Below are 26,060 nucleotides of genomic sequence, written 5' to 3'. Positions count from 1 at the left end.
TTTCCGAAAACGGTTACTATTAAAAGTGATAAGATTTTTGGAGGAATAGAAGAATGGAATGGACAACTGAGCGTCGTTACAGACTTTATCAAGATTGGACGCAAGAAGAAATTAAGAATATTAAAGAAAATATGGCACAATCTCCATGGCATACTCATTATCATGTTGAGCCAAAAACAGGACTTCTTAACGACCCAAATGGCTTTTCTTACTTTGATGGAAAGTGGATTGTTTTTTATCAGAACTTTCCTTTTGGTGCAGCCCACGGTTTGAAATCTTGGGTTCAATTGGAAAGTGAGAACTTGGTTCATTTCACAGAAACTGGAGTCAAAGTTTTGCCTGATACTCCATTAGATAGCCACGGTGCCTACTCTGGTTCTGCCATGCAGTTTGGCGATAACTTGTTCCTATTTTATACAGGAAATGTTCGCGATGAAAACTGGATCCGTCACCCTTACCAGATTGGAGCTTTGATGGATAAGGATGGTAAGATTACCAAGATTGACAAGATCTTGATTGACCAGCCAGCAGACTCTACTGACCACTTCCGCGACCCGCAAATTTTTAATTTTAAAGGTCAATACTATGCCATCGTCGGTGGACAGGACTTGGAGAAAAAAGGCTTCGTCCGTCTCTACAAGGCTGTTGACAACGACTATACAAACTGGCAAGCTGTTGGCGACCTTGACTTTGCTAACGACCGCACTGCCTACATGATGGAATGTCCAAATCTGGTCTTTGTAGAGGAGCAACCTGTCCTTCTCTACTGCCCACAAGGATTGGATAAGAAAGTTCTAGACTACGATAATATCTTTCCAAATATGTATAAGATCGGGACTTCCTTTAACCCTGAAAATGCTAAAATGGTAGATGTATCTCAACTTCAAAACATGGACTATGGTTTCGAAGCCTATGCAACTCAAGCCTTCAACGCTCCTGATGGACGTGCTCTAGCTGTTAGCTGGCTTGGCTTGCCTGATGTTTCATATCCATCTGACCGTTTTGACCACCAAGGAACCTTCTCTTTGGTCAAGGAACTCACTATCAAAGACGGCAAACTCTACCAATACCCCGTCGCAGCTATCAAGGACCTTCGTGCTTCTGACGAACCTTTCTCAAACCGTGCCCAAACCAAGAACACTTACGAACTCGAACTCAACTTGGAAGCCAATAGCCAGAGCGAGATTGTCTTACTTGCTGATCAAGAAGGCAAGGGACTTTCCATCAACTTTGACCTTGTAAATGGTCAAGTGACAGTGGATCGTAGCCAGGCTGGTGAACAGTATGCCCAAGAATTTGGAACTACACGTTCTTGCCCTATCGAGAATCAGGCTACTACTGCTACAATCTTCATCGATAACTCTGTCTTTGAAATTTTCATCAATAAAGGAGAAAAAGTATTTTCTGGTCGTGTCTTCCCACATGCGGACCAAAATGGTATCCTCATCAAATCTGGAAACCCAACTGGAACTTACTATGAATTAGATTATGGTCGCAAAACTAACTGATGTCGCCAAACTTGCAGGCGTCAGCCCTACTACCGTTTCTCGGGTTATCAATAAAAAAGGGTATCTCTCTGAGAAAACCATTCAAAAAGTCAATGAAGCCATGCGAGAATTGGGCTATAAACCCAACAACCTAGCTCGCAGTCTACAAGGAAAATCAGCTAAGTTAATCGGTTTGATTTTCCCCAATATTTCTAACGTTTTCTATGCAGAATTGATTGATAAGCTGGAACACCAACTCTTCAAAAATGGTTATAAGACCATCATCTGCAACAGTGAGCACGATTCTGAGAAGGAACGTGAATACATCGAAATGTTAGGAGCCAATCAGGTGGACGGCATCATTTCGGGTAGTCACAACTTGGGAATCGAAGACTACAATCGTGTGACAGCGCCGATTATTTCCTTTGACCGAAACCTATCGCCAGACATTCCTGTCGTTTCCTCTGACAACTATGCTGGTGGAGTTCTTGCTGCCCAGACCTTAGTCAAGACAGGTGCCCAGTCTATCATCATGATTACAGGGAATGACAATTCAAATTCTCCAACTGGACTACGCCACGCTGGTTTTGCATCTGTACTCCCAAAAGCTCCTATTATCAATGTTTCCAGTGACTTTTCTCCAGTCAGAAAAGAAATGGAAATCAAAAATATCTTGACTCGTCAGAAACCAGATGCCATTTTTGCTTCAGATGATTTGACAGCTATTCTAGTCATTAAAATTGCTCAGGAACTAGGCATTTCTGTCCCTGAAGAGCTCAAGGTCATCGGATATGATGGGACTTACTTTATCGAGAATTACTATCCTCAACTAGCTACTATCAAGCAACCTTTGGAAGAGATAGCCTGCCTCACTGTTGACCTCCTCTTGCAGAAGATCGAAGGCAAGGAAGTCGCAACAACCGGTTACTTCTTACCAGTTACATTATTACCAGGAAAAAGTATTTAATACTCAATGAAAATCAAAGAGCAAACTAGGAAGCTAGCCACAGGCTGCTCAAAGCACTGCTTTGAGGTTGTAGATAAGACTGACGAAGTCAGTTACATATATCTACGGCAAGGCGAAGCTGACGTGGTTTGAAGAGATTTTCGAAGAGTATAAGCACAAGAAAACTCAGACCGATCTGTCTGAGTTTTTTATGATCTTAAGTTTTCTAGATAACGCTGGGCAGTCTCTAGGTTAAAGGTTTTATCTGCGATCAGACGCTCAACTAGGGGAGCTACCTCGGATTCACTAGCACCTGCTAGGAGAGCTAAGGATTTAGCCTGCAATTTCATGTGGCCTTGCTGAATCCCTGTACTCACCAAGGCTTTGAGGGCCGCAAAATTTTGGGCAAGCCCGATAGACACGATAATCTGGGCTAATTCTTTGGCAGAAGGATTTCCCAGTAGTTCATGACTGAGGGCTACACGAGGGTTGAGACCAATAGAGCCGCCCTTGGTTGCTACAGGCATAGGAAGAGTCATTTGACCAACCAATTCTTCTCTTTCAAGGTCCAGCGTCCATTGACTAAGACCTTGGTAGCGTCCGTCTCGACTGGCAAAAGCATAAGCTCCTGCCTCAATAGCACGCCAGTCATTACCAGTGGCAATCAAAATTGCATCAACACCGTTAAATATCCCTTTATTATGAGTAGCAGCTCGGTAAGGATCAGCCTGCGCAAACTGACTAGCCAATGCAATTTTCTCCGCAATCTCTCGTCCTTGATCCTTTTGACGGCTCAAATATCGAAAGGCGACGCGACAACTTGCAGTCACCAGAGAATCGGTCGCGTAATTAGAAAGAATCCCCATGAGACTCTGTCCCTGACTGAGTTCTTCTAAGACTGGTTTCAAGGCTTCTAGCATGGTGTTGAGCATATTAGCACCCATAGCTTCTCGGGTATCGACATGGAGATAAACAACGAGAAAGTCTGTTTCGCCTTCAATCTGTTCTATATGTAGATCGCGCGCCCCACCCCCGCGTTTAACGATAGAAGGATAGGCTTGATTGGCAAGTTCCAAGAGCTCAGTCTTTTTGTTTGCAATCTTTTCTTGGGCTTGTTCAGGATTAGCAACTTGATAAAGAGCTACCTGCCCAATCATTTGGCGCTTATGGACTTGCGCAGTAAAACCACCTGCTCGCTTGATGATTTTGCTGGCATAGCTGGCCGCAGCAACCACTGAGGGTTCTTCTGTCACATAGGGAACTGTGTATTCCTGACCGTTAACTAGAACCTCTGGAACCAGCGAATAAGGCAGTGAAAAAGTTCCCACCACATTCTCACTCAGCTGGTCTGCCACAGTCACACTCATCTGTTCATCCTGCTCCAGACTCGCTTGTCTCTCAGGACTAAGGAGCGCCTGAGCTTTTAACAGCTCGAGGCGCTCTTGGTATGATTTTTTAGAAAATCCATTCCAACTTATCTTCATTATTTTTCAACCTTGCTATAACGGCGTTGGTGGTCAACAATTTCAACCAAGGCAAAATCTTGATTTTCATAGCCAGCAAACTGGGCAGAATTTGTTTCATCTAACTCTACTTCCTCAAAGAAGACTTTTTCATATTCTGCAACGGATAGGGCAGTTCGTTGGTTGAGCTTGTTCAAGCGGTCTTTATCTAGATATGCTTCATATCCTTCAACCAATTCACCACTGAAGAACTCAGCCACAGCACCACTTCCGTAACTATAAAGAGCAATTTTATCTCCAGCTTTCAGGCTCTCTGTATTTTCCAAGAGAGACAAAAGTCCAAGGAAAAGTGAACCTGTGTAGATATTCCCCACCTTTTGACTGTAGAGAATAGACTGGTCAAAATGCTTTTGCAAGAGGTCTTTTTTCTCTTGGGGTAGGTTCTTATTCATGATTTTTTTCAAGCCTTTTAGCGCTAATTTAGGGTAAGGCAAATGGAAACAAACAGCCGCAAAATCATCTAAAGTAAGCTGGTAGCGTTTTTGGTATTCAATCCAAGTCGTTTTCAAACTATCCAAATATTGTTGGGTAGAATAGACACCATTTACATAAGGAGTTGTTGAGTAATTTGGACGCCAGAAATCCATGATGTCACGAGTCTGAGCTACATTGTCATTATTAAAGGCCATCATGCGTGGATTTTGTGTAATCAACATGGCCACACTTCCAGCACCCTGAGTGGGTTCTCCTGGAGTTTCAATACCGTATTTGGCAATATCACTGGCAATGACCAAGACCTTGGACTCTGGAGAATTTTCCACATGCAATTTGGCATAATGAAGGGCAGCTGTCGCTCCATAGCAGGCTTCTTTAATCTCGAAACTACGAGCAAAAGGCTGGATGCCCAGCAAGCCATGCACAAAGACGGCCGCAGCCTTACTCTGGTCAATTCCTGACTCGGTCGCCACAATGACCATGTCAATTTTTTGTCTTTCTTGCTCAGTTAAAATAGAGTCACTTGCACTAGCCGCCAAGGTCACAATATCCTCAGTTAGGGGCGCAATACTCAATTCCTCGAGTAAGAGTCCTTTGCTTAATTTTTCAGGGTCAATGCCCCTCGCTTCTGCTAAGTCTTGTAACTTCAAGACATATTGACTGGTCGCAAAACCAATCTTATCAATACCGATTGTCATATTTACCTCTGTTTTATCATTCATGTAAAAAATCGTTCAGTACTATTTTATCACAAATGGCAATAAAAGAGAGAAAAAAGACTTGATTCACCAAATCAAGCCTCTTATGAATCTAACTTTTATGCTGTTTTCGTAAGTAAGAATAAAGTCTAAGAATCACTGTTCCACTAGCCATTCCAATGGAAATCACCAAAGCCAGCATGACAACCAAGGTCGCACTTGCCAGCGCTTTATTATAGTCTCCTGTCACAAAAAAGGCAGTTGTCCGATAGGAGAGATAACCCGGAACCAAGGGTGCCAAGATGGCCAAGATAAAGACCACAGCAGGAGTCTTATAAAGAATACTTAAAATCTGGCTGACACAAGAACCGATAATGGCGGCAATGAAGGTAGCAACAATAACATTGGTCGGTTCCTTGAGCAAGAGATAGATTAGCCAGACAACCATGCCCAAAATCCCTCCAGGTAAGAGCATAGAGCGTTGCACATTGAGTACGATTAAAAAAGTGATAATAGCAAGAAGACTTGCCACTGCTTGTAATAAAAAGGTTGTTAGTGTCATATTAGTTCATCAATACCAAGGCGACAGAAGTTCCTGCCCCTAAAGCAAGGGTAATGAGTAGGGATTCAAACATCTTGCTCATACCAGAGTTTATGTGGTTGGTCATAATATCACGAACCGCATTGGTCAAGGCAATTCCTGGAACAAACGGCATGACCGCACCAGCTATAATCAAATCTGCCGTTGAAGGAAAGCCTGTGTAGCGAGCCCAAAACTGGGCAATCATCCCAAAGACAAAGGCTCCAGCAAAGGCTGTCACAAAGGGAATTCGGATAAACTTCTCCACATAAAGGGAAAAGGCAAAACCAAATAAGGTCGCCACTCCTGCCCCAAGTGCGTCGTAGATATTTCCACTAAACATAACCGAAAAGAAAGGAGCACTTAAGGTCGCAGCCAGAGTTACCTGCAACTTAGTATAGGGAAGGGGTTGGGCTTGCAAAGCCGTCAATTGCTTGAAGGCTGTCTCTAAATCAATCCGCCCCCCAACCAGTTGACGAGAAATCTGGTTGACATCGCAAACTTTTTCGATGTTATAAGAAGAGGAGGTCACGCGCTTCATGCGCGAAATATTGGTGTTTTCAATGGAGAAAAAGATAGCAGCAGGCATGGCAAGAACATTGCAATCCACAATCCCCTGCGAATGCGCAATACGAATCATGGTATCTTCTACACGATGAATCTCTGAACCACTTTTAAGGAGAATGGTTCCTGCTAGCATAATCACATCGATAACAGCGTTTAATTCTTTTGATTCTTCCATGCTTTCCTCCTTTTATCAACTTCTTCTATTCTATCACAAATCCGGAGTCAAAAAAAATCTTTGCCATGAAAACATGACAAAGATTGATTACTCATTTTGATTATCCATCTGATTTTAAGGAGTAGCTGAACTTGTTTTAGGTTTGTAGATTGAAATCTTGACCCTTGTCTTATTGAGGTCTACCTTTTCACCTGCTCTAGGACTTTGTTCAACAACCATGCCTCCTGCACTACCTGCAGGCGCTGTCGTCACTTCTACCACTTCTATATTGGCTTCCTTAATCCCAACAATTTGAATCAAATTATTCTTAGTAAACTCCAAGCTGGAACCAATGTAACTCGGCATGGCAACACTTGTAACTTTTTTAGCTACTGTCAAGACGATTTGAGTAGGTTTACTCAAATCATAAGGGATACCTGCACCTGGACTTTGTTTCATAATCGTTCCTGGTTCGCTTTCGTTGGACTCTTCTTCCTCTATCTTAATCAAATTCTCAGGAACCTTCTTCTGCTTGAGTTCTGAGATTACTTCTGTAGAGTTCCGTCCAATATAGTTCCCTAATTGAATCGTCGTAGCTTTTTTAGCTACTGTCAAAACAATTTGAGTTGCCTTGCTCAAGTCATAGGTCGTACCTTCTGGTAGACTTTGCTTCATGACCGTTCCAGCCTCACTCTCATTCGACTCTTCTTCCTCAATTTTAATCAAATTATCTGGAACTTTTTTCTCTTTTAATTCCGCTATGACATCAGAGGATTTCCGGCCGACATAATTACTAATTTGGAAAGATTGCTTGCCTGATGAGACAACCAAATTGATTTTCGTTCCTTCTTTTCGACCAGTTCCAGCGCCAGGATCTGTACGGATAATCCGCCCCTCTTCCACCTTTTCACTGGCCTCTGACTTCTCCTCGCCAATCTCAAAATTGGCTTTCTTGAGCGTTTCCTTGGCTTCCGCAACTGTCTGACCTGCCACATTTGGAATGGCAATGGTTGCAGGAGTTCTGGATAGTATCCAAATAAGAGAAGCTGCCACCAATACAATGCTGGCCAAAAAAATCAGGTAACGCATCTTAAATCTACGTTTTTTCGGTGCTTGTGGTTGGTAAGTTTCCTCTGTCACAGCCTGACTTGTTTTTTTGATTGGTTTGTGTTCTGTCTGCGCTTGAACCTTAGGAATCGAGGTCAAGGTGCTCTGGGATACTTTTGGTAGAGTCTTGGTGTCCGCCTTAGTCGCATCGTCAAAGACCAGCTTTGGTTCATTACGACGATTATAAGACAAACTACTAGACAAATCCACATACATTTCAGCAACTGATTTATAGCGATCTGTCAATTTCTTAGCAGTTGCCTTGATAACAACATTCTCCAAAGCCTGGGGCACAGATGGATTCTCAGCAATAACGGACGGCAGTGGTTTCTGGAAATGCTGGAGGGCGATGGTCACCGCACTATCCCCGTCATAAGGAATATGACCTGTCAGCATCTCATAGAAAATAATCCCCATGGCATAGATATCACTTTGTACAGTCGCCTTCGAACCACGCGCCTGCTCTGGTGACAAGTAATGAACTGAACCCAGCATCGAGTTAGTCTGAGTCAGACTCGTCTCAGCAAAGGCTACTGCAATCCCAAAGTCTGTAACCTTGACAGTCCCATCTGGTGTCAAGAGGATGTTTTGAGGTTTCAAGTCCCTGTGAACAATTCCTCTGGTATGAGCCAAACGCATGGCGAGAAGAATTTGTCCCATGATACGGACGGCCTCTTCATTAGAAAGAGGATAGTGTTCCTTGATATAGCGTTTAAGGTCAAGTCCAGCCACATACTCCATAGCTAGGTACTGTTGACCGTCTTCCTCACCAATATCTGTTATCCGAACGATATGAGGATGGTCTAAATCTGCCATAGCTCTCGCTTCACGCTGAAAACGAGCTACAGCTATCGGGTCCGTCTGGTAGTTGGTTCTCAGAACCTTCACTGCCACTTCTTCCCCATCTAAGATTAAGTCTTTGGCTAGGTAGACATCCGCCATGCCTCCTCGACCAATCTGTTTGACAATCCGATAGCGTCCGGCAAAAATCTTGCCGATTTGGATCATTCTGCATCCTCCTCGTTCATAGAAACAAGGGCAACCGTAATGTTGTCTAAACCTCCTGCATTGTTAGCAAAACGAACAAGTGTCTCCGTTTTATCTGCTAAAGGAATATCACTGGTTACAATATCACGAATCTCACTGCCTGAAATCATGTTGGTCAAGCCGTCACTATTGAGCAAGAGATAGTCACCTGACTCAAGGATAACTGTCCCAAAATCAGGCTGAATTTCATCTTTTTGCCCGATAGACTGGGTGATAATATTTTTTTGAGGATGAGCTTCTGCCTCTTCTGGTGTCAATTGACCAGCCTTGAGCAACTCATTGACCAAGGAATGGTCGCTCGTCAACTGATGGTATTCTTCTCCACGAATCAAGCCGATACGCGAATCACCAATATGAGCATAGATAGCCTGATTATCAATAATAGCAAGGACTTCCAAAGTAGTTCCCATGCCTCTGTAAGCTTCATCCTGACCAAGCTGGTGAATCTTTTGATTTTCAATTTCTAGGTAATGGGCGAACCATTCACGCACTTCATTGACTGTATCGATTTGGGTATCGACCCAAGCTATACCTAGGTCTGTTACCGCCATTTCACTAGCGATATTCCCTGCGCGATGACCTCCCATCCCATCAGCTAAAATAATCATGGTACGTCCAGCTCTATTGACATAGTGGTTGACATAGTCTTGGTTATTTGTCCGTTTCTGACCAACATCTGTTAATAATGAAATTTCCATGTGTCAGTTCCTTCCTAATCCGATATCTTGCGAAATTGACTGATGAAGAATCCATCACTTCCATACAATTCAGGTGTAATGAGGATACAGCCGTCTTTCATGATATCCTTACATTCATGTTCTAGCTTTACCTGCTCGAACTCAGGATGACTTTCTAAAAACGCTTCAACGACTTGAAAATTCTCCTCTGAGACAATAGTACAGGTACTATAAGTTATTATACCACCTTTGCCTAGTGTTTGACAAACACTACCTAATATTTCTAGCTGAATTTCCTGTAATGACGCGAAATCTGCCGTTTCTTTATTGTATTTGATGTCTGGTTTTCGGCGCAAAAGACCGATTCCTGAACAAGGAGCATCCACCAAAATCTTATCAAAGGAATTCTGACCAAAAAACTCATGCACCTTTCTGGCATCTAATTTTTGCCTTTGAACCCGATCTGCAACTCCTAAACGTTGGGCATTTTCTTGGATTAAATCCAACTTGTGGTCGTACAAGTCCAGAGCAGTGACCTGACCTATCGTGAGATAAGAGGCTATATGGGCTGTTTTTCCACCCGGAGCCGCACAGGCATCAAGCACTCGTTCATCACCTTTTAAATCAAGCGTCGGAGCAACCAATTGACTGGATTCGTCTTGGATGGTTATAGCCCCTTCTGAAAACAAATCATGGCCTGCAAAATGCCCCTGCTCCTTAACCAGACCAGAAGAAGACAAGGACGAATCACTAGCCTCCAACAAGGCTTGGATTTCCTCTTTTCGACTTAGGTCTGTTACACGAATACTGGCCTTGTTTCGCACCAAAAGGCTTTCAAAAATAGCTTGTGCTCGCTCTTCTCCGTATTCTTCCTTGAGCTTGGCAACTAGCCAAACCGGGAGAGAATAGGCAATGGAATCACGCTTGTTTTTTCGCTTGATGCTAGCAATATCTGGCCAGCCTTCACGCAAGATACGACGAAGGAGGGCATTGACCAATTTTTCACTGCCTTTTTTACGGACTTTGGCCAATTCTACTGCTTCATTGACCACAGCATGGTCTGGAATCTTATCCAAATAGCGAAGCTGGTAGGCACTCATGAGAAGCAGGACATAAAGCCAGCTGTCTAACTGGTCTCTGTCTTCGATAAAGTGGGATAGGTACCATTCCAGAGTCAGTTTACGGGTTATCGTTCCATAGACCAACTCGGTTACCAAGCCCTTGTCTGCTGCAGAGAGCTGACTCCCCTTGAGGTGTTTATTTAAGGCGATATTTGAGTATGCTTGATTGATAAAAACATCCTCTAATACTGCTAGGGCTAAACTTCTAGCCGTTTCTACTTTAGTCACCAAATCGTTCTCCTACAGTCAATGTCCGTCCAACTCCGTTGAGGAAGGAAGCGATGTCCATCTTAGGTTTACCAGCAGGCTGAACTTGTTTGAGGGATAGAGCCCCTTCTGCCGTTGCGACAATCAATTCTTTCTTGCCGATAGAGAGAATCTCTCCTGGATTTCCCTGACCTTCTACTGGTAGGGCTTCATAAATCTTAAAGCGGTCACCCTTAAGGAAAGTATGGGCAACAGGCCAGGGGTTCATGCCTCGGATTTGGTTAAAGAGTTGACGATTGGTTTTGTTCCAGTCCAGTTTTTCTTCCTCTGGCTTGATATTTGGAGAGAAGGTAACCTGACTCGGATCCTGCGGTTCCGGTTTGATGTCACCAGCAATGTAGGCAGGCAAAGTATCCAAAAGCAAGTCACGACCAACAAGAGCTAATTTCTCAAACAAGGTTCCAACATTGTCCTCATCTGTGATAGGAATACTGCGACGAGAAATCATATCCCCTGCATCCATTTCCTTAACCATTTCCATAATGGTCACGCCAGCTTCCTCATCCCCTTGAATCAAGGCGTAATGGATAGGCGCACCACCTCGGTGTTTTGGAAGAAGGGAGGCGTGAACATTGACCGCAAAGTGCATGCTATCAAGGAGTTTACTTGGGAGAAACTGCCCAAAAGCAGCAGTCACAATTCCATCTGCTCCTAGCTGCATAATAGTTTCCATCTCTGGACTTCCAGATAGTTTTTCAGGTTGGTAGATAGGAAGTCCTGCCTCTTTGGCAGCCTGCTTGACTGGGGTTTCTTGGATCACTTTTTTACGACCGACAGCACGGTCTGGTTGGGTCACAACGGCTAGAATTTCGTAACGGTCATCTGTCAAAAGCCCTTTTAAAACTGTTGCTGAAAAGTCGGGTGTCCCCATAAAGATTAATTTTGTCATATCTTCTCCTTCTTATAAAAATTGCTGTGGCTCATGGTCAATGCTGAGACGGAGCTCACTATTTTCCCGTTCTTGAGTCAGGGCCAAAACCTGATTGAGGGTCGGCCCCAGCTCATCTTCTAAACGGTATTTAATTAAAATCTGGTAATGATAGAGGTTGTGGGTACGGGCAATGGGTTTGGGCGTTGGCCCCAGAATGTGACTGGTCTCTGACAAGCCTGATCGCAAAATGTTCATAACTTCATAGGCACGTTTGACAACCTCTTCTTCTTTCTTGTGAGAAAGGGTAATGCCAATCGTGAAATAGTAAGGTGGATAACCAAGTTGTCGTCTGATTCCCATTTCATAAGCGTAAAAGCCTTCGTAGTCCTGATCCTTGGCAAATCGAATAGCGTAGTGCTGAGGATTGTAAGACTGAATCAGGACCTGACCAGCTTTTTCAGCCCGGCCTGCACGGCCTGCCACCTGAGTCAAGAGCTGGAAGGTTCTCTCAGAAGAACGGAAATCAGGCAGATTCAAGGCTGTATCCGCATTGAGCACTCCGACTAGGGTCACATTGGGAAAATCCAATCCCTTGGCAATCATCTGAGTACCTAGTAAAATATCCGCTTCCCCTTGTCCAAACTGGTCAAGCAGAGCTTGATGACTCCCTTTCTTGCGAGTCGTATCCACATCCATGCGCAGAATGCGTGCCTGAGGAAAAAGCTCTGCCAGCTCGTCATAGGCCTTCTGAGTTCCCGTCCCGTAGTAACGAATACTGCGACTCTTACAGTTAGGGCAGGCCTGAGGAATGTCCTTCGAGAAACCACAATAATGGCAGTTCATGGTCTTGGTATCCATGTGCAAGGTCAAGGAAATGTCACAGTTAGGACACGTATCCACCGTCCCACACTCCCGACACATGACAAAGCTAGAATAACCACGACGATTGAGCATGAGAACCACCTGCTCTTTTTTAGCCAGACGGTCTTGGATGGCTTCTAGCAAAGGAGGCGTAAAGTTTGACGTCTCGTTTTGTCCGATATAGTCACGAAAGTCAATCACTTGAACCTCAGGGATCCTAGCCAAAGGATTGGCACGTTGGGTTAGATGTAAGTGTTGATAGACGCCTTTGCCAGCCCTCGCACGGCTCTCTAAGCTCGGCGTTGCAGAACCAAGGACTAAAGCCGCTTGATTACACTGTGCCCGTAAAATAGCCACCTCTCTGGCATGGTAGCGTGGATTGCTGTCCTGCTTATAAGTCGCTTCATGCTCCTCATCGATAATCATAACACCTAGATTTTTCAGCGGAGCAAAGATGGCCGATCTGGCGCCAACCACAACTTGGGCATGACCTCTCTCCACCTTGCGCCATTCGTCGTACTTTTCACCATTGGATAGGCCTGAGTGAAGAATGGCTACCTTGCCTCCAAAACGTGCAATAAAACGCTCTGTCATTTGCGGAGTCAAGGAAATCTCAGGCACCAGCAAAATAGCTGTTTTGCCCTTGTCCAAGGCTCCTTGGATTATTTGTAAGTAAACCTCGGTCTTCCCACTTCCTGTAATCCCTTGAAGGAGGAAGGGAGGCTGATGACTGCCAATCGCACTGACAACTGCATCACGCGCCTGTCTTTGCTCTGGATTCAACTCCAAAGGCTGACTTGCCTCAATGCCTTCAAAATAAGCAGCCGAACGTTGAACTTCCTTTTGAACTATGGTCACAGCACCTTGTTCCACAAAGAAGTTAACTTGGTCCCTCGAATAGAACTCTAGCAAACTAGCCAAGGAAGCACTCTCAGGATGAGAAAGCAAGTAATCTCTCAATTCTAACTTTTTCTTGGCACGTGCAGAAATCTCGACATCTTCTAATTGAGCAAGATTCACCTCATACCAAGACTGGGTCTTGACCTTCTTTTGATCAATTGCCTGATATTCTAGCCCAAGCAGTCCTTTTCTAGTCAAACGCATCATTTCAGCTTGCTTAGCTAAATCCAGAGAAGAAAAGGCAAGCGAATCTTCTGAACCAAACAAGCGCTCTCGGTCTTCCTGACTCAGACCTGCCATAGGATAGAGAATCTTGTCATAGCTAGAGTTCAGAAATCCCGGTAACATAGCCTTGAGGATGGAGATCTTGTAAGAGAAGACGGACTTGCGTAACTCCTCAGCCAGCCAGAGTTGTTCTTGCGTGAGAACAGGAGAAAAATCCAGCACCTCGGCAATATCTTTTAAATCTTGCTCTATCTCTTCTCCTTCTGATTGAGACTTCAAACCAAGAACAATTCCTTGAATCAGGCGATTCCCCTTACCAAAAGGCACATGTACCCGCATTCCAACTTCCAACATTCCCTCAAATTCCTCAGGAATTCTGTAACTATAGGGCTGGTCCGTCTGCATCAAGGGCACATCTACGATAATCTTAGCTAGGGTCATCTTCTCACCTCCTCCTTGTCAGTACATTCTTGCAATAGAAAAAATAAGATTGAGTCCCCCCAACCTTAAATCTTTTCACCATCTTCTTTTTCTTTAGCGATTTGCTCTTTGATTTTCTTTTCTTCTTCTTCTTTGCGGCGTTTTTCTTCTTCGATACGGCGACGCACTGCTTCACGTTTTCCTTCTGGATCTGGGTGAATTGTAACGTTTCCTGATTCGATTTCTTCTAAAGCGCGAAGAGTTGATTTTTCAGACTTGAAACCTTGAGTTGCTGGCGCACCTGCTTCCAATTCGTGGGCACGTTTTGCTTCCAAGATTACGAGTGAATATTTTGAAGGAACCTTGTCGAGCAAGGTATCAATAGAGGGTTTTAACATCATTTACTTGTACCTATTTTCTAAATTTTATCGAGTAGTTGGAGATTTTGGTAACATCTCCTGATAGTGACCAATGACACGATCCACACGGAAGTGTTCTGCTTCGATCACACGTTTGACACGCTCAGCAGCTAGGGGCACCTGATCGTTGACGATCGCATAATCATACTCACGCATGAGGGCAATTTCTTCCTTGGCTTTTTCGATTCGCTGAGCAATTACTTCTGCACTGTCTGTTCCACGTCCTACCAAACGATCTTGCAATTCATCCAAATCTGGTGGTGTCAGGAAGATAAAGACAGCATCTGGAACCTTTTTCTTGACCTGAAGAGCGCCCTGAACCTCAATTTCAAGGAAAACATCGATTCCCTTGTCCAAGGTTTCATTGACATAGGTCAGAGGAGTTCCATAGTAGTTGCCGACATATTCTGCGTATTCCAACATCTGTCCTTGACGAATCAGCTCTTCAAACTCTTCACGAGTACGGAAGAAATAGTCAACACCGTCCACTTCTCCAGGACGTTGTGCGCGTGTCGTCATCGATACAGAGTATTGAAATTGGTTTTCAGAACTCTCAAAAATCTCTCTTCTAACCGTTCCTTTTCCAACCCCTGAAGGACCAGAAAAAACGATTAGTAAGCCTCGGTCTGCCATTGTGTCTCCTTTTAGTCAGTCTGTAAAAATAAAATAAAATTTTCCTTCAGATAGTAGCATTTTACACAAACTATCCTTCTACAGTCTTTCTATCTAGTGTAACAAAAAAGCAGTAATTTTTCAACTGCTCTTTCTTATTTATTTAGCATAATCTACTGCACGAAGCTCGCGAATCACGGTTACCTTGATATTTCCTGGGTAATCGAGATTGTTTTCAATTTTCTCACGAACTTTGTGAGCCAAGATTGTGACTTTGTCGTCCTTGATTTGTCCTGGATTGACCATGATACGAATTTCACGTCCTGCTTGAAGGGCAAAGCTAGTTTGTACTCCTTCAAAGCCGTTAGCAATTTCTTCCAAATCATGAAGACGTTTGATGTAGCTTTCAAGAGACTCACTACGAGCACCTGGACGGGCTGCGCTCAAGGCATCTGCTGCAGCGACGATCACTGCAATCACGCTCTCAGCTTCAACATCGCCATGGTGGCTAGCAATCGTATTGACCACAACTGGGTGTTCCTTATACTTACGAGCCAATTCCATACCGATTTCAACGTGGCTACCTTCAACCTCACGGTCAATGGCTTTCCCGATATCGTGAAGGAAGCCAGCACGACGGGCAAGAGCCGCATTTTCACCAAGCTCACTGGCCATAATACCAGCCAACTTAGCAACCTCAATCGAATGACGCAAAACATTTTGTCCATAAGAAGTGCGGAATTGCAAACGACCCATAATCTTCATCAAGTCTGGATGAAGGTTTGGCGCACCAATCTCATAGGCAGCGGCCTCACCGTATTCACGGATTTTATTGTCGATCTCTTGACGGTTTCTCTCAACCAACTCTTCGATACGAGCTGGGTGGATACGACCATCTTTGAGCAACATTTCCATAGTCATACGGGCAATCTCACGACGAATCGGGTCAAATCCTGACAAGGTCACCACTTCTGGTGTATCGTCGATAATCACATCGACCCCTGTCAAACTTTCAAAGGTACGAATGTTACGACCTTCACGACCAATAATGCGTCCCTTCATAGTATCGTCTGGTAGATGAACTGTTGAGTTTGTTGACTCCGCTACATATTCACCAGCAATACGTTGCATAGCTTGAACCAGGATGTCCTTGGCCATTTTGTCAGAACGTTCCTTGACCTCTTGCTCAGCTTCACGAATACGGCTGGCAATCTCCTTGGTCAAGTTCTCCTCTGTCTGAGCCAAGATAATATCTCGTGCTTCTGCCTGAGACAGGGCACCAATACGCTCTAGTTCTGCTTCTTTTTGTCTTTCGACTTCCTCTAATTGCTCTTCACGCGCATCAAGGTTTTTCGCTCTATCAGAAATACTTTGTTCTTTTTGTTCAAGTGTTTGTTCTTTACTCGTCAAATTGTCGTCCTTACGGTCAAGGCTAGTAGCTCTCTCTGTCAAACGACTTTCGATTTGTTTGAGTTCTTGACGTTCTGATTTGAATTCAGCGTCCACTTCTTCACGGTATTTTCTGGCTTCTTCTTTGGCCTCCAATAGTGCTTCTTTTTTAAGAGACTTGCTTTCACGCTTAGCTTCATTAACAAGTAAATCCGCTTCACGCTCAGCTTGTCCACGTAAATTAGTTGCTTCTTGTTCAGCATTTAAAAGCATCAACTCCGCAGCTTCCTGAGATGATTTCATCTTAGCTGAGATGCTGACATATCCAATGACTAAACCAATGATGACGGCAAAAACAGCAATCGCAAGCGACATGATTTCCATGTTTTTACCTCATTTTATTGTTATTCCGAATGACATACATTCTTTTACATTCTACCATAAAAAAGTGATTTTCACAAACCTAAAATAGAATATGTTTTGGGGAAATTAGTCTGAATTTTAGGATTACACTTCTTCGGATCCCTTCAAACTTTTGAACACATCATCAATAAATATATCTGCTAATCTCTTCTTGAAAGAATCATTATTTAATAGAGCACCAAATAAATCTTGACTCTGAGAGTATCCTTCTATGAGAGCATTGTCAATCTCTTCTTCAAAAGCAAAAACGAAGTCTTCTCTGGAGTTGACACGAGCAGATTGCTTTAGTCTCGGATTCTTTTTCATCAATTCACGAATGGATACCGCTCCACTTAGACCGACTTGGTGATCAATATCCAAATCCAACTGTTCGTTAATTTCATCTAAGATTTCAGATAAACGCTTCTCCTGGTCAGTCGTAACACCTCCAGTACTTGGCTTGGTAAGTATTAACTCTGGATGATATTCCAATTCAGAAACTGACCTGAAAGAACCTGTTTGCTTATGTTTCATATAGTCCACTACGATCTTATCTGCTATTGTAAAATCATTTCCTCCAATGCGAACATCAATCATCTTGACAAGGCTTTGCAGATAATTATAACGTTCGTGCAGAACTTCATTTTGATAAGCAGTTGCCTGAATCAAGAAAGTATACATTCTAAGAAAACCTCGAATAACCTTTCGAATAGAAAGTTGTTCTTTCTCATCAAACCGTCTAACTCTATCATAACCTTGATTTAACAGAGAAACCATCTTTTGTTTTTCTCTGCTGTTTCTCTTTTCTTGGTATAAGAATTGATTAAACTCATGAACAACATCACTGTCCAAAATACCATACTCATCAATTTTCCGATCCAAGGTCAAGACATCGCTAGGTGTGACTGTATCTGCTAAAATAGTCTCACGGTAGTAGGGAGAAAAAGCTGAGCGAATATCGTCATAAGTATTTTTAAAATCAAGGATAAAGGTCTTCTTGTTGTAGCCTCTATAGATACGATTCAAACGAGACAATGTTTGCACCGCAGCAACACTTCGCAACTTTTTATCCACATACATAGCAACCAGTTTTGGTTGATCAAACCCTGTCTGATACTTATTTGCCACAATCAGGATTTGGTAGTCCTCCGTATCAAAATGATCTTTCAAATAATCTTCCTTGACCTGATTCATTTGCGACTCAGTATATTCACTACCTTGGTAATCAACCTTGCCAGAAAAGGCAATCAGGGTTCCAATACTGGTGATACTGTGGTCTTTGAAGTACTTTTGAAAGGCCAATTGATACTTAACTGCTGCCTCACGACCCGAAGTCACAATCATAGCCTTACCTTGACCACCCAATTCAGCCATAATATCATGACTGATAAAGTGATCCATGATAATTTCAACCTTTTGATTGATATTTTCATCAGATAATTCTACAAACTTTGCAATCTTACGCTTGGCAAGAGTCGTTTTTAGCTCAGGATCTTCTTCGACTGCTTTATTGAGCTTGTAATAGGTCTTATAAGTCGTATAGTTATCTAAAACATCTAGAATAAAACCTTCCTCAATAGCTTGCTTCATACTATAAACATCAAAAGGAGCTTTAGAACCATCTGCTTGTGTTGTACCAAATAGCTGTAGAGTTGTCGCCTTGGGAGTTGCAGTGAAGGCAATGATTGAGACATTGTCCTGCTTACCTGTCCGAGCAATCTCCTTCTCGATAGCGTCCGCAACACTTACTTCTTGAATCTCATCGATAGTTCCATCTTCTGTATCTGTTTCTGTCAAGACTTGACTAACCGAACTCATATAGGATCCTGTCGTTGAACTGTGAGCTTCATCAATCAGGATGGCAAATTTCTTTTTCGCAGTATTCCCTACAGACATCCAGTTAGATTGGTTGATTTGGGCAAACTTATGAATAGTCGTAGCTATGATTTTTGTATTTCCTGCAATCGCATCCGCTAAGTCACTGGAGGTTTCTTTGTCGCCCATTACCTTGACCACTCCAGGCTTGTGGGAGATTTCCTTGACCGCTTCTTGTAATTGACGGTCAACTACGATACGGTCTGTAACGATTAATACAGTATCCACAATATTTTGATTTTGTTCATCATGGAGCGATACCAAACTATGAGCCAACCATGCTATGGTATTGGTTTTACCAGAACCAGCCGAATGCTGAATCAGATAATTACTGTCAGTATGGTTGACTTTCATGTCCTCTAGGAGACGGCTAACTGCTCTTCGCTGATGGTATCTCGGGAAAATCAGGGTCTTCTTTTTATGCTTATCCATCTCAAAAAAGATAAAACTCTCTATTAACTGGAGAATACTATCCTTGGTCAAGACATCAAGCCACAAGTAGTCTGTATCGACACCATCAGGGTTGTGAGGGTTGCCACTTCCCATCTCAATACCTTCCCCTTTCCCCACATTAAAAGGTAGAAAATAGGTTTCTTGTCCTTTCAATTGCGTCGTCATATAGACTTCTAGGGTATCCACTGCAAAGGAAGCCAAGACTCCCTGTTCAAAACGGAAAAGACGATTCTTAGGATTGCGTCCCTTGAGCTGCCTGATAGCATCCTGTACAGACTGACCACTGGGATTAAACTTAAGTTCGATAGCAAATAGTGCTAATCCATTGATAAAGATAACAAGGTCAATGCGGTCGCTCTCCTCATAAACCACTTCTTCCATAACAGATAGACAATTGGCTTGGTATTGTTGAACAGTCTTTTCATTAAAACTAGTCGCAGGTTTACGATAAAGAAGACGAAGTTGTTTATTTTCAATAAAGATTCCCTCTTTTAAGGCGAATAAAAAGCCACCCTTGACGATTTCTTTATTAATCAGATTGACGATTGTCTCCTTACTCAGTTTTTTAAGGAGATAGTCCATGGTCTCCTCCTGGGTCTCCATCAGAAAATCCCACAGGAGTTCCACATCCATGGCTAATCTAGGATCGTAGCAAGTAGCGTCCCGCTGGATATAGCCATTTTTTTCTTTCAAGTCTTTGATAATCCACTGCTGGAAATCATAGCGCTCCTTTAAGCCCAAATTTGCCATAGTTTCTCACTTTCTTGATTTTAAAATTATATTATTCGATACATTCCAATCAAATTTCTATCAGTCAAATAAGGTCATTTGACCAGAAATTTCTTTATTCTTAGATTTTATACGGTGTTCAAATTCGACGACATGTTCATCATCTACAGCATAATGAGTAACTTCCAGAACTTCCCATGCACACTGCTCCTTACCAGCAATACTTTTATCAATCTTTCGTAATTTACATCTTATGAAAAAACCTGTGTTGAACGAAATAACTTTGTTTTGTGATTTTTCTAAAAAGTCCTTGTCTTTGACACTAAAACGTATTTTATCCCCTTCATACTCACCTGTCCACTTTTCTGTTACACCAGCTACTAACACAGGAGATATAATATAAACTTTAGCATCGTAAATAACTGTCTCACTAGTCTGATTATTAGAAATGTAATTATCAAATTCGCCACTACCTATATTACTGGTTACTTTTCCTTCTTGTGTTATCTCGATTTCTGAAATCTCTTTATCAATTTTATTTGCTTTAAAAAAAGCATTTTTGTACTTAGCAAGGCTAGAAAATTCTTCAATGTATATCTTTGCCTGCTCTAGTGTCAGATCTCCCTTATTTATTTTTTCTTGTAAATCAAGTACTAATTTTTCACGATCTAACGTTGTACTTTTAGGTTCTTGAACTTGTTGAAAAAAAGCAGTAAGACTTATTGAAATAATAGACGTAATACCAGCTATAAAAATTTTGTCTAGATTCTTTTTCCATAAAATTTTAAACTCCGATTTAAAACTGCCTTTATCTCTCGCCAATGCTCTAATTTCAATTGAGAGACCAAATTGATTGGTTATTTCATATAAAAAATCAGCTAAATTTTGTTCAGATTTTAATAGTGTCTTAGCATCTAACTCATGTTTTTTAGAATCCTCAAAAATCCATCGAATAGAATAACTATATTCTCCTATTTCTGTATCCATTACACCCTCCTCTTCCCTGTCACATAATCATAAATAAGAGTTTGTCGTTGTTTATCAATATTTTCAATTTGATTTTGTTTGATTTCAATCATTGCCTGAATTCGCTTAATTTCACAATCTAAATAATTAGAAATATTATGTTGTTCGGTAGATGAAGGTATTGATACCATAAAATTCGATAACATAGGCATTCGTATAGAATCTACAGTTGATTTTGCTTCCCCTAATGATACTTCATTTTTTAAATTAATTGATACATAGTAAAATAAAAATTTACTTTCAATATTTTTAAAATTTGATAAAATATACACTCTTTGATGAGCAGTAAATTTCCCCTTATAATAATGGAAAACTTTCCCTACTCCTACCCCATCACCAGCTGTTAAAATAGCCTCTGTATCATGAGTATATGTCGGAAGTTTTTCAACATTTTGAGATCTAACAAAGAAAGGATATCCTTCGCTCTCTACAGTCCTATCTTGAGTGTTACTTGTTCCAGTTGAAATTTCTACCAAATATTTTAATCGTTTCACTCCCCACCCTTCAGGCACCTCTCCAATCCAGTCGATACTCGAATCTTTCATTGGGACTGTTTTATCCAGTCCTTTTGTGACAGTCTCATAAATCAAGCTAGAGCGGTAATCTTTGAGCTTTTGAATCTGCTCCTCCAGTAATGCTTTAGCTTTATCTAACTGGGCGGTTTTCTTATCTAGAAAATCAGCAATTTTTTGTTGTTCATTTTTTTGAGGAAATGTAAAAGTGAATTCATCAAATACATTTTGATACAAATGTAAAATGGTGCTAGCCCCTGAATTTGTATAGTTAAACCACATCCAAAATTCATCTGATAATAAAACATAGTATAAAAATTTTCTATCAATCTCATCAATTGTTTGGATTCTTAACACACCACTATTTAACGAAGCTTTATCATCAAGCCCTGAAATAATAGCTACTTTACCTACCGTACCATCTTTCGTAATTAGTAAGTCACCATTTTCAACTTGAATCTGTGAAGCTTCTGACCAACGTTTTTCATCAATATGTACAGCTGTTTCAAAATTAATTGTTCCATTGTGAAAGTCAGTTCCAGTAATTAAATATGGTCCTTCTTCTTTATATTCAGCTGATGTTAATCCTTGCCAACCAATTCTACCATTAAGCTGTGTTGTGAATTTTATTTTAGAAATCTCCCACTCTTCTGGTATCTGTCCGATCCAGTCAATGCCACTCTCTTTCATCCTAGTCATGTTTTAGTTCCTCCAAGAGAGTCTGTAGTTCTGCTTCCAAGTCATAGAACTCTGCCAATAACTTCTCAGCACTCTCTGGTGCTTGGTAGTGATAGAAATAGCGGGTAAAAGGAATCTCGGCTCCATAGCCCTTTTCCTCATCAAACCAGTAGTGGGCGTCAGGTACATGGGGATAGACCTCACGCGCAAAGTAGGTTTCCACATCCTCTGTCAGCTTAACGATTTCACTGTCCTTGGTGGTCTTATCATAGACAATCCCATCGGCAATCTCATTTGCCTTGTCTTTCCTCTTGGTTCGGATAACTTCTGCTGTTTTGTCCATTTCACTCATAGCTAAGGCTAGCGCATTGACATTGGCAGGCGTAAGCTTAAACTCTCCCAGCAAGTCCTTGATGACTTGGGCAAAGTTCTCAAAGTTAGGATAGGTCTTATCAGAGCTTCCCTTAGCAAGAGCTGTCAGGATAGCTTCTTGCTTGATCTTACCAGCTACAAGATCCTGTAATTTTTTCTCATCCTTGGCTGAACGTGGTTCCATCTCTAGCAATTCTTGATACTTGTATTCATCAAATAGTTTAGCTAGGAAAGGAACACTTTTCGCTTTCTCAATTGTTTCTTCACTTATATGGCCACGACGTTGCAGAGGTTGCATAACTGTAAACTCTCGATAGAGAAACTCTTGATTGTCAAAGATTTTTACATGGTCATTTTCTTGAAAATCATCGTACCAGTGAAGGATCTGACGGATATTATCTTGGGACAACTCACGGCGTTTTTGACCTAGAGATTTACGTAGAGGAATAAACTCCTCCGTCGCATCGATAAACTGAACCTTGTTCTGGCGCTCAGGAGACTTGTTTTTATTATAAATCCAGATATAAATCCCAATTCCTGTGTTATAGAAAAATTGACCTGGAAGGGCGACTATAGCTTCTAGCAAATCATTCTCAAGGATATAACGGCGAATCTGACTTTCTCCCGATGACGTCCCACCTGAAAAGAGGGGAGACCCATTTGAAATGATGGCTGCACGGCCATTTTCTTCTAATTTTGCAAGAGCATGAAGATGGAAGAGTAGTTGAGCATCTCCAGTTCCTGGAGTCGCAACAAAACGACCTTGACGACCTTCTGTTTTATCAAAGAGTTGATGATCTTTCTTAACTGCATCCTCAACCCCATCATCCGCATCCTTACCACCCCAAGCTTGACCAAAGGGAGGGTTAGCGATGACAAAGCTCATCTTAGTATCTGGGAAAGGATCTGGATCTTTTAAGGTATCCACCTTCACAAAATAATCAGAGTCTTCCTGACGAATTAGCATATCTGCACGACCAATCCCAAAGGTTTCAGGCAAAACTTCCTGACCAAAGAGACGGACAGTGGCTCCCGTATTCAACTGACGGATATAGCTTTTAGCTGTAGCCAGCATTCCCCCAGTTCCAGCGGCCATGTCTAGTATTTTCAACTCTTTTTTATCAACAAAAAGTTCTTCGTCTGCCTCAATCAAGAGTAGGTTGACCATCAGAGCGATAACTTCACGAGGGGTATAGTGAGACCCCGCTTCCTCATTTTCAGAAAATCGGCGGATGATATCCTCAAACATGTATCCCATACGCATAGAATCAACTGAACTTGGAGACAAATCAATTTGAGAGAACTTTTTAATAACCGTGAAAAGACGACCACTCTGGGCTAGGGTACGGACTTGCTCTTTAAATTTTAGGTTTTCAATGATGTCCTTGACACGATAGGAATAGCCATCCAGATAGGCTAGAAAATTCTCCTCGATTGCATTTGGATCGTTTTGAAGATTTGCCAACGTAAAAGGACTAACATTGTAGTAACGATAGCCTGAAAGTTTCTCCAACACTTTCTCAGGTGTATTGGGATTTGCTTTGTATTGTGCTACCACCTGATCCTTGGTTGGCAGCAAGGCAGCTTCTAAACGAGTCAGGACAAACATTGGAATGATGACATCGCGATACTTATCTGCTCGATAAGCTCCTCTAAGGGTGTTAGCGATAGACCAAACCGTATTGACATCATTAGAAATTTGGATGTCATTTGCTTGGAATAGTGGTAATTTTTCTTTGAAATTAGACATTTACTTCCCCTGTTTTTATTATTAACAATTCTCTTCATTATACCACAAAATACGAGTTATAAAGCGTATTCAAGGGTAAAGATAGAAGTTCATATACTAAATTTCTTTACTGAGTTTTTGTCTTTTGTACTAGGGCTTCTGTCATTTTCCAAAAAACTTTATCTTAAACTTACTAATAAAAATTTAAAAAATAAAAAGCCTACTTCGCAGTAGACTTAGTAATGATCTTTAAAGGACAAGAAAGCCACGCTATCTCCATCCATCATATAAATCAAGCGATTTTCTGCGTCGATACGACGTGACCAGGCTCCTTGGTAGTCATACTTGAGTGGTTCTGGCTTACCTATTCCTGTAAAGGGATCACGTTGAATATCCTTGACTAGTTTGTTTATTCGTTTTAGGGTTTTCTTATCCTGATTTTGCCAGTAGCAATAATCAACCCAGGCATCTTCTGTAAACTTGAGCAGCATTCCTCACTCCTCAATAACATGGACTTGAGTGCTTCCAGCACGGACTTGAGCCATTCCTCGCAAAACCTTGTCTGATAACTCCTTATTTTGAGCGATTCTCAGGGTTTCCTGAATACTGTCCCATTCGCTCTTTGAAAGAACTACAATGTCCTCATCTGGATTTTTGTTAACCACCGTTAAAGGCTCAAATTCATCATTGACCTTCTTCATGTAGTCTTTTAAATGATTTCGGAATGTTGAGTAAAGAACTGCTTCCATAACCATACCTCGTTTTACCTCTTTTCCACTATTATACACAAAAAGAAAGAAATTGTCAGGAACTTGTACAAGATTTTCTTTTCTATCTATTTATTCGTAAAAAATCTCAAAAAGTCCACCTTTCAGTAGACTTAGTTTGTTTCTATTCTTATCGGCACTCTTCCAAAATTCTGGTCTGCTATACTTGGATTTCCTAGTTGGTAAATCTGGTCTGACTTTTGAGTCATGACATCCCAAGGTTCTTTGCCAATTCGGCTGACTAGACTGACCTGACCTTTCAAAGACTTGAGATGTTGCCTGCCTTTTTCAGTAAATCCAAGGACATGAATGGCTTCTGGCAAGTCACCTTCTCTAGCTTGCACCAAGATATAGGTCAAGAGGCGTCTGACACGCGCCTTGGTGTAACGCTTGGTCGCAACCGCTTCAACCAAGTCTTCCACAGATTGGGCTATCTTGATAGCATCCTTGATGCGCACTGCCATTTCTTGATTGACCTGATAGATGGTGGTTAGGTCGAGATTTGATAAGATTTGATAGCGGAGCAAGGGAAAATAGTCTTCCCAGCTCACCTTATTAGCCTGCTCAAATAGAGCAACAGAAGGCATAAAGCGTTCTAAGAAATCTGTATCTCTCTGGTGCTGACGGAGGGCTGTAGCCGAGGCAAAGTCCACATCTTTATCCACAGAATGGTAACCCGCCCCCTGACGTTGAATTGGATGCATCTTGATATTTCGTCCCGCAACCGCCTTGGCATAAGCGAGAGCAAGAACATGATTGGGGGTATTACCTGAAAAATCAAGACCAGCAAATTCCTTCCACATGGCTTGGGTTTTCTGGGGATAGGAAAGGGAATCAGGCAGATTTTCCACAAATTTCTCCATCTCAGCACCTTGCTCTGTGTATAAGTCAGCGATTTCCTGGTAATCCAGAACTTCCTCTGTCCCAAAAGCTAGATTATCAATGCCCAAGCGAGCCAAGATATCCACAGCTCCTTGACCGAAGAAATCAGCTGCCTGAACACTGACTAAAAAGGGCAATTCCACTACCAGATCTGCTCCGTTTTCCAGCGCCATCTGGGTCCGTGTCCACTTATCTACAATAGCAGGCTCGCCTCTCTGCATGAAATTTCCAGACATAGCCACGACTTTCAGTCCTTCAGCCTGTTCCAGCAGGTATTTGTGTCCATTATGAAAAGGATTAAACTCCGCGATAATACCCGTGATGGTCAT

Annotated in this window: 22 protein-coding genes; 3 read left to right on the top strand and 19 right to left on the bottom strand. The window is 42.0% G+C overall.

Features of this window, described 5'->3' with window-relative positions; all coding sequences use genetic code 11:
- Positions 1-53: 53 nt before the first annotated feature.
- The 3 genes from OVN23_RS05300 to OVN23_RS05290 are packed head-to-tail and all read left to right on the top strand — an operon-like array spanning position 54 to position 2,586.
- Positions 54-1,508: a glycoside hydrolase family 32 protein gene (locus OVN23_RS05300; protein ID WP_267240753.1), complete on the top strand. Its 1,455-nt coding sequence runs from the start codon at positions 54-56 to the stop codon at positions 1,506-1,508.
- Positions 1,489-2,454 (top strand): LacI family DNA-binding transcriptional regulator, encoded by a 966-nt coding sequence (locus tag OVN23_RS05295; protein ID WP_267240752.1) that lies wholly within the window; start codon positions 1,489-1,491, stop codon positions 2,452-2,454. The genes OVN23_RS05300 and OVN23_RS05295 overlap by 20 nt, the downstream gene beginning before the upstream one ends.
- A 6-nt stretch (positions 2,455-2,460) precedes the next feature.
- A complete protein-coding gene (locus OVN23_RS05290) occupies positions 2,461-2,586 on the top strand; it encodes a hypothetical protein (RefSeq protein WP_033689216.1) in 126 nt (41 codons plus the stop codon).
- A 56-nt stretch (positions 2,587-2,642) separates the two neighbouring features.
- Here OVN23_RS05290 and OVN23_RS05285 read toward each other — a convergent pair whose 3' ends face one another.
- The 19 genes from OVN23_RS05285 to OVN23_RS05195 all read right to left on the bottom strand — a co-directional run bounded on the left by OVN23_RS05285 (position 2,643) and on the right by OVN23_RS05195 (position 26,060).
- Positions 2,643-3,917 carry a hydroxymethylglutaryl-CoA reductase, degradative gene (locus tag OVN23_RS05285; protein WP_267240751.1) on the bottom strand — a complete coding sequence of 425 codons (1,275 nt, stop codon included), beginning with the start codon at positions 3,915-3,917 and terminating at the stop codon, positions 2,643-2,645.
- On the bottom strand, positions 3,917-5,089 hold the full coding sequence (locus OVN23_RS05280; protein ID WP_267240787.1) for a hydroxymethylglutaryl-CoA synthase: 1,173 nt from the start codon (positions 5,087-5,089) through the stop codon (positions 3,917-3,919). The genes OVN23_RS05285 and OVN23_RS05280 overlap by 1 nt, the downstream gene beginning before the upstream one ends.
- Before the next feature lie 112 nt (positions 5,090-5,201).
- Positions 5,202-5,651: a threonine/serine exporter family protein gene (locus tag OVN23_RS05275; RefSeq protein WP_000176934.1), complete on the bottom strand. Its 450-nt coding sequence runs from the start codon at positions 5,649-5,651 to the stop codon at positions 5,202-5,204.
- 1 nt (position 5,652) lies between these two features.
- Positions 5,653-6,411 (bottom strand): threonine/serine exporter family protein, encoded by a 759-nt coding sequence (locus tag OVN23_RS05270; protein WP_218764350.1) that lies wholly within the window; start codon positions 6,409-6,411, stop codon positions 5,653-5,655.
- A gap of 114 nt (positions 6,412-6,525) precedes the next feature.
- Positions 6,526-8,505, bottom strand: a complete 1,980-nt coding sequence (gene stkP / locus OVN23_RS05265) for a serine/threonine-protein kinase StkP (RefSeq protein WP_267240750.1) — start codon at positions 8,503-8,505, stop codon at positions 6,526-6,528.
- Positions 8,502-9,242, bottom strand: a complete 741-nt coding sequence (locus OVN23_RS05260; protein WP_000406237.1) for a Stp1/IreP family PP2C-type Ser/Thr phosphatase — start codon at positions 9,240-9,242, stop codon at positions 8,502-8,504. Before OVN23_RS05260 ends, stkP begins: the two co-directional genes overlap by 4 nt.
- 14 nt (positions 9,243-9,256) lie before the next feature.
- Positions 9,257-10,570 (bottom strand): 16S rRNA (cytosine(967)-C(5))-methyltransferase RsmB, encoded by a 1,314-nt coding sequence (gene rsmB / locus OVN23_RS05255; RefSeq protein WP_173219900.1) that lies wholly within the window; start codon positions 10,568-10,570, stop codon positions 9,257-9,259.
- Positions 10,563-11,498 (bottom strand): methionyl-tRNA formyltransferase, encoded by a 936-nt coding sequence (gene fmt, locus OVN23_RS05250; RefSeq protein ID WP_267240749.1) that lies wholly within the window; start codon positions 11,496-11,498, stop codon positions 10,563-10,565. The genes rsmB and fmt overlap by 8 nt, the downstream gene beginning before the upstream one ends.
- 12 nt (positions 11,499-11,510) lie before the next feature.
- Positions 11,511-13,907, bottom strand: a complete 2,397-nt coding sequence (locus tag OVN23_RS05245; RefSeq protein WP_267240748.1) for a primosomal protein N' — start codon at positions 13,905-13,907, stop codon at positions 11,511-11,513.
- A 65-nt stretch (positions 13,908-13,972) separates the two neighbouring features.
- Positions 13,973-14,287, bottom strand: a complete 315-nt coding sequence (gene rpoZ, locus OVN23_RS05240; protein WP_000979235.1) for a DNA-directed RNA polymerase subunit omega — start codon at positions 14,285-14,287, stop codon at positions 13,973-13,975.
- 24 nt (positions 14,288-14,311) lie between these two features.
- Positions 14,312-14,938 (bottom strand): guanylate kinase, encoded by a 627-nt coding sequence (gmk, locus tag OVN23_RS05235; protein WP_000775041.1) that lies wholly within the window; start codon positions 14,936-14,938, stop codon positions 14,312-14,314.
- 138 nt (positions 14,939-15,076) lie between these two features.
- Positions 15,077-16,690: a ribonuclease Y gene (locus OVN23_RS05230; protein ID WP_173249593.1), complete on the bottom strand. Its 1,614-nt coding sequence runs from the start codon at positions 16,688-16,690 to the stop codon at positions 15,077-15,079.
- A gap of 123 nt (positions 16,691-16,813) precedes the next feature.
- Complete coding sequence (locus tag OVN23_RS05225) at positions 16,814-19,786, bottom strand: type I restriction endonuclease subunit R (RefSeq protein WP_173219912.1); 2,973 nt, start codon at positions 19,784-19,786, stop codon at positions 16,814-16,816.
- A gap of 60 nt (positions 19,787-19,846) precedes the next feature.
- Entirely contained in the window at positions 19,847-20,752 is a 906-nt protein-coding gene (locus OVN23_RS05220; protein ID WP_173219914.1) for a hypothetical protein, read from the bottom strand.
- Positions 20,752-22,002, bottom strand: coding sequence for a restriction endonuclease subunit S (locus OVN23_RS05215; RefSeq protein WP_173219917.1), 1,251 nt, complete (start codon positions 22,000-22,002; stop codon positions 20,752-20,754). Before OVN23_RS05215 ends, OVN23_RS05220 begins: the two co-directional genes overlap by 1 nt.
- On the bottom strand, positions 21,995-24,103 hold the full coding sequence (locus OVN23_RS05210) for a type I restriction-modification system subunit M (RefSeq protein ID WP_173219920.1): 2,109 nt from the start codon (positions 24,101-24,103) through the stop codon (positions 21,995-21,997). The genes OVN23_RS05215 and OVN23_RS05210 overlap by 8 nt, the downstream gene beginning before the upstream one ends.
- 215 nt (positions 24,104-24,318) lie before the next feature.
- On the bottom strand, positions 24,319-24,573 hold the full coding sequence (locus OVN23_RS05205; protein ID WP_173219923.1) for a Txe/YoeB family addiction module toxin: 255 nt from the start codon (positions 24,571-24,573) through the stop codon (positions 24,319-24,321).
- Positions 24,574-24,576: 3 nt separating this feature from the next.
- Positions 24,577-24,831: a type II toxin-antitoxin system Phd/YefM family antitoxin gene (locus OVN23_RS05200; protein WP_000388572.1), complete on the bottom strand. Its 255-nt coding sequence runs from the start codon at positions 24,829-24,831 to the stop codon at positions 24,577-24,579.
- Between the two features lie 131 nt (positions 24,832-24,962).
- A complete protein-coding gene (locus OVN23_RS05195) occupies positions 24,963-26,060 on the bottom strand; it encodes a nucleotidyltransferase (RefSeq protein ID WP_173219926.1) in 1,098 nt (365 codons plus the stop codon).

It is taken from the genome of Streptococcus sp. Marseille-Q6488 (genome assembly GCF_946902925.1).
Classification (GTDB): domain Bacteria; phylum Bacillota; class Bacilli; order Lactobacillales; family Streptococcaceae; genus Streptococcus.
The sequence above is the reverse complement of the archived record's forward strand: the minus strand, read 5'-3'. Positions and strand labels throughout refer to the sequence as shown.

Coding starts and splice junctions, on each gene's coding strand:
- OVN23_RS05205 (WP_173219923.1), bottom strand. CDS start 24,573: ATGCTGCTCAAGTTTACAGAAGATGCCTGGGTTGATTATTGCTACTGG.
- rpoZ (WP_000979235.1), bottom strand. CDS start 14,287: ATGATGTTAAAACCCTCTATTGATACCTTGCTCGACAAGGTTCCTTCA.
- OVN23_RS05280 (WP_267240787.1), bottom strand. CDS start 5,089: ATGACAATCGGTATTGATAAGATTGGTTTTGCGACCAGTCAATATGTC.
- OVN23_RS05285 (WP_267240751.1), bottom strand. CDS start 3,917: ATGAAGATAAGTTGGAATGGATTTTCTAAAAAATCATACCAAGAGCGC.
- OVN23_RS05295 (WP_267240752.1), top strand. CDS start 1,489: ATGGTCGCAAAACTAACTGATGTCGCCAAACTTGCAGGCGTCAGCCCT.
- OVN23_RS05275 (WP_000176934.1), bottom strand. CDS start 5,651: ATGACACTAACAACCTTTTTATTACAAGCAGTGGCAAGTCTTCTTGCT.
- OVN23_RS05225 (WP_173219912.1), bottom strand. CDS start 19,786: ATGGCAAATTTGGGCTTAAAGGAGCGCTATGATTTCCAGCAGTGGATT.
- OVN23_RS05290 (WP_033689216.1), top strand. CDS start 2,461: ATGAAAATCAAAGAGCAAACTAGGAAGCTAGCCACAGGCTGCTCAAAG.
- OVN23_RS05215 (WP_173219917.1), bottom strand. CDS start 22,002: ATGACTAGGATGAAAGAGAGTGGCATTGACTGGATCGGACAGATACCA.
- gmk (WP_000775041.1), bottom strand. CDS start 14,938: ATGGCAGACCGAGGCTTACTAATCGTTTTTTCTGGTCCTTCAGGGGTT.
- OVN23_RS05230 (WP_173249593.1), bottom strand. CDS start 16,690: ATGGAAATCATGTCGCTTGCGATTGCTGTTTTTGCCGTCATCATTGGT.
- OVN23_RS05300 (WP_267240753.1), top strand. CDS start 54: ATGGAATGGACAACTGAGCGTCGTTACAGACTTTATCAAGATTGGACG.
- OVN23_RS05220 (WP_173219914.1), bottom strand. CDS start 20,752: ATGGATACAGAAATAGGAGAATATAGTTATTCTATTCGATGGATTTTT.
- stkP (WP_267240750.1), bottom strand. CDS start 8,505: ATGATCCAAATCGGCAAGATTTTTGCCGGACGCTATCGGATTGTCAAA.
- fmt (WP_267240749.1), bottom strand. CDS start 11,498: ATGACAAAATTAATCTTTATGGGGACACCCGACTTTTCAGCAACAGTT.
- OVN23_RS05200 (WP_000388572.1), bottom strand. CDS start 24,831: ATGGAAGCAGTTCTTTACTCAACATTCCGAAATCATTTAAAAGACTAC.
- OVN23_RS05210 (WP_173219920.1), bottom strand. CDS start 24,103: ATGTCTAATTTCAAAGAAAAATTACCACTATTCCAAGCAAATGACATC.
- OVN23_RS05195 (WP_173219926.1), bottom strand. CDS start 26,060: ATGACCATCACGGGTATTATCGCGGAGTTTAATCCTTTTCATAATGGA.
- OVN23_RS05260 (WP_000406237.1), bottom strand. CDS start 9,242: ATGGAAATTTCATTATTAACAGATGTTGGTCAGAAACGGACAAATAAC.
- OVN23_RS05270 (WP_218764350.1), bottom strand. CDS start 6,411: ATGGAAGAATCAAAAGAATTAAACGCTGTTATCGATGTGATTATGCTA.
- OVN23_RS05245 (WP_267240748.1), bottom strand. CDS start 13,907: ATGACCCTAGCTAAGATTATCGTAGATGTGCCCTTGATGCAGACGGAC.